This window comes from Citrobacter sp. Cpo109, assembly GCF_030332565.1.
Taxonomy (GTDB): Bacteria; Pseudomonadota; Gammaproteobacteria; order Enterobacterales; family Enterobacteriaceae; genus Citrobacter; species Citrobacter portucalensis.
The window spans coordinates 1-5,275 of the sequence record NZ_JAOWHQ010000063.1; the positions used below are offsets into that span (position 1 = coordinate 1).

Consider the following 5,275-nt stretch of genomic DNA (forward strand, 5'->3'; position numbering starts at 1 on the left):
GCAACAACGCCCGCACCAACAGTACGGCCGCCTTCACGGATTGCGAAACGCAGACCGTCGTCCATCGCGATTGGGTGGATCAGGGTAACAACCATTTTGATGTTGTCGCCCGGCATTACCATCTCTACGCCTTCCGGCAGTTCGATGGTACCAGTCACGTCAGTAGTACGGAAGTAGAACTGCGGACGGTAGCCTTTGAAGAACGGAGTATGACGGCCGCCTTCGTCTTTGGACAGAATGTACACTTCAGATTCGAACTTGGTGTGCGGCTTGATAGAGCCCGGCTTAGCCAGTACCTGACCACGTTCGATTTCTTCACGTTTGATACCACGCAGCAGAACACCAACGTTCTCACCAGCACGGCCTTCGTCCAGCAGTTTGCGGAACATTTCAACGCCAGTACAGGTAGACTTAGCAGTCTCTTTGATACCAACGATTTCAACTTCTTCACCAACTTTGATGATACCGCGCTCTACACGACCGGTAACAACGGTACCACGACCGGAGATGGAGAATACGTCTTCGATAGGCAGCAGGAACGGCTTGTCAATCGCACGCTCTGGTTCTGGGATGTAAGAATCCAGGAAGCCAGCCAGTTCGATGATTTTCGCTTCCCACTCTGCTTCGCCTTCCAGCGCTTTCAGAGCAGAACCACGAACGATCGGAGTGTCGTCGCCCGGGAAATCGTACTGAGACAGAAGTTCACGAACTTCCATTTCTACCAGTTCCAGCAGCTCTTCGTCATCAACCATGTCGCATTTGTTCAGGAACACGATGATGTACGGAACACCTACCTGACGACCCAGCAGGATGTGCTCACGAGTCTGCGGCATCGGGCCGTCAGTCGCAGCAACAACCAGGATCGCGCCGTCCATCTGCGCAGCACCGGTGATCATGTTTTTAACATAGTCGGCGTGGCCCGGGCAGTCTACGTGTGCGTAGTGGCGAGTCGGGGTGTCATATTCAACGTGAGAAGTGTTGATGGTGATACCACGAGCTTTTTCTTCCGGCGCGTTATCGATCTGGTCGAATGCGCGAGCAGCACCGCCGTAGGTTTTAGCCAGAACGGTAGTGATTGCAGCGGTCAGCGTTGTTTTACCATGGTCAACGTGGCCGATAGTACCGACGTTAACGTGCGGTTTAGTACGTTCAAATTTTTCTTTAGACATCGATTGTCCCTCTAAGACACGGATAAATCGGTGATATCACCACATCAACCAGGCAATATACCTGAGCTGTTGAATGCTTTTAAAAGTAAACAGAGAGAAACGGGAAGGAGAAGTGAAGTGGTGCTGATACCCAGAGTCGAACTGGGGACCTCACCCTTACCAAGGGTGCGCTCTACCAACTGAGCCATATCAGCACGTCTGGAGCGGGCAGCGGGAATCGAACCCGCATCATCAGCTTGGAAGGCTGAGGTAATAGCCATTATACGATGCCCGCATCCTGAAACTCGGCTACCCAGTTCTTTCTGCAACAAAGAAGAGATCTCTCTCTTTTCTGTTCGAGCTGATTAATTTTTTAATCAACTCAGGCGGCGATAACGCTGCCAGAAAGTGGTGGTGGGGGAAGGATTCGAACCTTCGAAGTCTGTGACGGCAGATTTACAGTCTGCTCCCTTTGGCCGCTCGGGAACCCCACCGGACTTGATGGTGCCGACTACCGGAATCGAACTGGTGACCTACTGATTACAAGTCAGTTGCTCTACCTACTGAGCTAAGTCGGCATCAAGTAGCGCGCATTTTATGGAGACATGCGCACTCATGCAACTAAAAAATTGCATAAAATGTTCTATCGCTCACATTTTGCACTATACGACCGATAAATAATCTATTTCCTCTTTGGATTGGACAAATTTCCAACGTCAGGTGCCTCCTCAGAGAGGAATTTTGCTCCGGCAGGTACGCTTTGATAGAGAGAAAGCACATCTTTATACATCTGGAATACTCGTCACATTGCATTTCAGAGGATGATTTTTTCTTATTATTCCCCCCCATCTGGTGTTACCCTCCTGCCCATTGTCCAAATTAACTGAAATGTGCGTGCCATTGCGTACCGGGGATGATTTCGTTTTTTACCGCAGACCTGATATAGCAATGACAGCCAGACCATGCGTATGAGTATAAAAGAGCAAGCGTTAACGTCGCCTTACCTACAGTTTGATCGCAACCAGTGGGCTGCGCTTCGTGATTCCGTGCCGATGACCCTGACCGAGGAAGAGATTGCTCGTCTTAAAGGCATTAACGAAGACTTATCGCTGGAAGAAGTTGCCGAGATTTATTTGCCTCTCTCGCGTTTGCTAAACTTTTACATCAGTTCGAACCTGCGACGTCAGGCCGTGCTGGAGCAATTTTTAGGCACGAATGGCGAGCGTATTCCTTATATTATTAGCATTGCTGGCAGCGTCGCCGTCGGTAAAAGTACGACTGCGCGTGTTTTGCAGGCTTTGCTCAGTCGCTGGCCCGAGCATCGCAAGGTCGAGTTGATTACTACCGATGGCTTTCTCCACCCTAACCAGGTATTGAAAGATCGTGGACTGATGAAGAAGAAAGGCTTCCCCCAGTCCTATGATATGCATCGCTTGGTTAAATTCGTTTCCGATCTGAAATCAGGCGTACCTAACGTCACGGCGCCGGTCTATTCCCATCTCATCTATGATGTGATCCCTGATGGCGACAAAACCGTTGCCCAGCCCGACATATTAATACTCGAAGGGCTAAATGTATTACAAAGCGGGATGGACTATCCTCACGATCCGCATCATGTATTTGTTTCTGACTTTGTCGACTTTTCTATTTATGTTGATGCGCCAGAAGAATTACTCCAGACGTGGTATATCAACCGTTTCCTGAAATTCCGTGAAGGGGCGTTTACCAACCCGGACTCTTATTTCCATAACTATGCAAAATTATCAGAAGATGAGGCTATCAACACCGCCACATCGTTATGGAAAGAGATTAACTGGCTGAATTTAAAACAAAATATATTACCAACGCGTGAGCGAGCAAGCTTAATCATGACGAAAAGTGCCAATCATGCCGTTGAGCAAGTCAGGTTGAGAAAATAAATAAAGAAGGGGAGCAACAGCTCCCCTTCTTATTACTCAGCGCTTCTTAGCGATATTTCTCCACCCATCCAGGGTTTGATCTCGCCTTTTTGTTCAAGCAATAATGCACCTTGCGCGTCTATTCCACGTGAGATGCCAAATATTTCTTTATCACCAATAATAAGTTTAACCGGACGGTCGATAAAGTTATCCAGTCTCTTCCAGCGAGACAGATACGGCGCTAAACCTTCGTGCTCAAAGAGCACTAACGCAGCACGCAACTCACGTATCAGTCGGGCAGCAAGGGTATTGCGATCAATGTTAATGCCCGCTTCCTGCAGGTTAATCCAGCCTTGATTAACCACATTTTCTTCAACCCGGCGCATGGACATATTAATACCCGCACCGATAACAATCTGCGCGGCATCCCCTGTCTTACCGGTCAGTTCAACCAGGATCCCTGCCAGCTTACGGTCGAGCAAATAGAGGTCGTTGGGCCATTTTACACGTACCTTCTCTGCGCCCAGATCGCGTAAAACCTCAGCCATGACGATACCAATAACCAGACTCAGGCCAATCGCGGCAGCCGGTCCTTGTTCCAACCGCCAGAACATTGAAAGGTACAGGTTGGCACCAAACGGTGAAAACCATTTGCGACCACGGCGGCCGCGCCCGGCTTGCTGATATTCAGCGACACAGGCATCCCCTGACTCCAGTTGACCTATTCGGTCCATCAGGTACTGATTGGTTGAGTCGATAACCGGCAGGACTGTGATATTTCCACCATCCAGTTGAGAATGAATAAGTGAAGCATCTAATAGTTGGATAGGCTCCGGTAAGCTGTATCCTTTACCTGGAACAGTAAAGACATCAACCCCCCAGTCGCGTAACGTCTGGACATGCTTATTGATTGCGGCACGGCTCATTCCCAACTTTTCACCGAGCTGCTCACCGGAATGAAATTCGCCGTCAGCGAGTAATGAAATAAGCGTCAGAGGGACGGTATTATCCTTCATGCAATGATCTCCACAGCATTCATTTCACCCTGCGGGCCAATAAACCGGACCTCTGGTTCGAGCCAGACATTAAATTTCTCACCGACTTTTTGGCGCACATGGTGTGCAAGTTGCACTACATCCTGACTCGTCGCATTATCTGCATTGATCAGCACCAGTGCCTGCTGCTGATGTACCGCTGCGCCACCAATGCGCATGCCTTTTAGCTGGCATTGATCGATCAGCCAGCCTGCTGCCAGTTTCACAGAGCCATCAGCCTGCGGGTAATGAGGTGCTGTTGGGAATTTTGCCAGGAGCTCTTGCGCAATCTCTGCGGTGACAACCGGGTTTTTAAAGAAGCTTCCTGCATTACCGTTTACTTTCGGATCGGGCAGTTTTGTCGTGCGCATATGGCAGACAGAATCAAAAACTTGCTGAGGCGTCACCGTTGTAGGATCCAGGCGCGTCAGATCGCCATAGGTCAGTACCGGATGCCACTGTTTAGACAAGCGTAAACCAACAGCAATAATTGCGAAGCGATCCTGGTATTCATGTTTGAAGATGCTGTCACGATAACCAAAACGACATTCTGCTGCACCAACACGCAGATATTTACCAGTCGACAGCTCAACGCAGTCTACGTATTCGCAGACGCGCTGTAGCTCTACGCCATAGGCACCTATATTCTGGATTGGCGATGAACCCACGCAGCCTGGGATAAGCGCCAGATTTTCCAGCCCAGGCATACCAAGCTGCAACGTATGCTGGACCAGATGATGCCAGTTTTCACCCGCACCTACGTGCAAATGCCACGCATCAGGTTGTTCTGTAATCTCAATACCCTTAATACGATTGACGATCACCGTACCCTGGAAGGTATCAAGAAACAGGACGTTACTCCCTTCGCCCAGGATCAGTACTGGATGATGCGATGCATTGGCTGATTGCCAGGCATTCAGCAATTGTTGTTCATTTTCGGCGCAGACAAGTTCATTCGTTTGCTGATCGATACCGAAGGTGTTCCAGGCTTTAAGGGAGTGATTCATAGACGCTTTCCTGATGCAAAATCGCGCCTAGTTTACCGCATATGCCGCAGGATGGCTTGTGTTATGGAGGTTTTGGATATTGCTTTGCACCCGATGGTGCTGCGATGTGATGTGCCTGATGCGCTGCGCTTATCAGGCCTACAAAATACATTCAGCCCAGCCCCTGCAGGCCGGATAAGGCGGCACGC

At 49.6% G+C, this 5,275-nt stretch carries 4 protein-coding genes, 4 tRNA genes and 1 pseudogene; 2 read left to right on the plus strand and 7 right to left on the minus strand.

The annotated features are described in order from the left end of the window. The 5 genes from tuf to OGY71_RS15720 all read right to left on the minus strand — a co-directional run. The coding region (gene tuf, locus OGY71_RS15700; protein WP_049014834.1) for an elongation factor Tu at window positions 1–1,169 on the minus strand (1,169 nt) is incomplete at its 3' end. Window positions 1,170–1,287: 118 nt separating this feature from the next. Beyond that, window positions 1,288–1,363: transfer RNA gene (locus tag OGY71_RS15705), tRNA-Thr, on the minus strand. A 5-nt stretch (window positions 1,364–1,368) separates the two neighbouring features. Then, window positions 1,369–1,443 (minus strand) — tRNA-Gly (locus tag OGY71_RS15710). Between the two features lie 114 nt (window positions 1,444–1,557). After that, a tRNA-Tyr gene (locus OGY71_RS15715) sits at window positions 1,558–1,642 on the minus strand. Between the two features lie 8 nt (window positions 1,643–1,650). Then, window positions 1,651–1,726: transfer RNA gene (locus OGY71_RS15720), tRNA-Thr, on the minus strand. Between the two features lie 19 nt (window positions 1,727–1,745). On the opposite strand from OGY71_RS15720, the pseudogene OGY71_RS15725 reads away from it, so the two are divergent. Together OGY71_RS15725 and coaA are read left to right on the plus strand one after the other, a co-directional pair. Further along, window positions 1,746–1,826, plus strand: a pseudogene (locus OGY71_RS15725) (hypothetical protein); the annotation flags it as partial. 290 nt (window positions 1,827–2,116) lie between these two features. Further along, window positions 2,117–3,067: a type I pantothenate kinase gene (gene coaA, locus OGY71_RS15730; RefSeq protein WP_003031107.1), complete on the plus strand. Its 951-nt coding sequence runs from the start codon at window positions 2,117–2,119 to the stop codon at window positions 3,065–3,067. Between the two features lie 32 nt (window positions 3,068–3,099). On the opposite strand, the gene birA is transcribed toward coaA, so the two are convergent. Together birA and murB are read right to left on the minus strand one after the other, a co-directional pair. After that, window positions 3,100–4,062 carry a bifunctional biotin--[acetyl-CoA-carboxylase] ligase/biotin operon repressor BirA gene (gene birA, locus OGY71_RS15735; protein ID WP_063942104.1) on the minus strand — a complete coding sequence of 321 codons (963 nt, stop codon included), beginning with the start codon at window positions 4,060–4,062 and terminating at the stop codon, window positions 3,100–3,102. Continuing rightward, complete coding sequence (gene murB, locus OGY71_RS15740; RefSeq protein ID WP_063942103.1) at window positions 4,059–5,087, minus strand: UDP-N-acetylmuramate dehydrogenase; 1,029 nt, start codon at window positions 5,085–5,087, stop codon at window positions 4,059–4,061. The genes birA and murB overlap by 4 nt, the downstream gene beginning before the upstream one ends. Between the last annotated feature and the right edge of the window lie 188 nt (window positions 5,088–5,275).

Excerpts from the sequence above, each read along its gene's own strand:
- murB (WP_063942103.1), bottom strand. The coding sequence starts at position 5,087 with ATGAATCACTCCCTTAAAGCCTGGAACACCTTCGGTATCGATCAGCAA.
- coaA (WP_003031107.1), top strand. The coding sequence starts at position 2,117 with ATGAGTATAAAAGAGCAAGCGTTAACGTCGCCTTACCTACAGTTTGAT.
- birA (WP_063942104.1), bottom strand. The coding sequence starts at position 4,062 with ATGAAGGATAATACCGTCCCTCTGACGCTTATTTCATTACTCGCTGAC.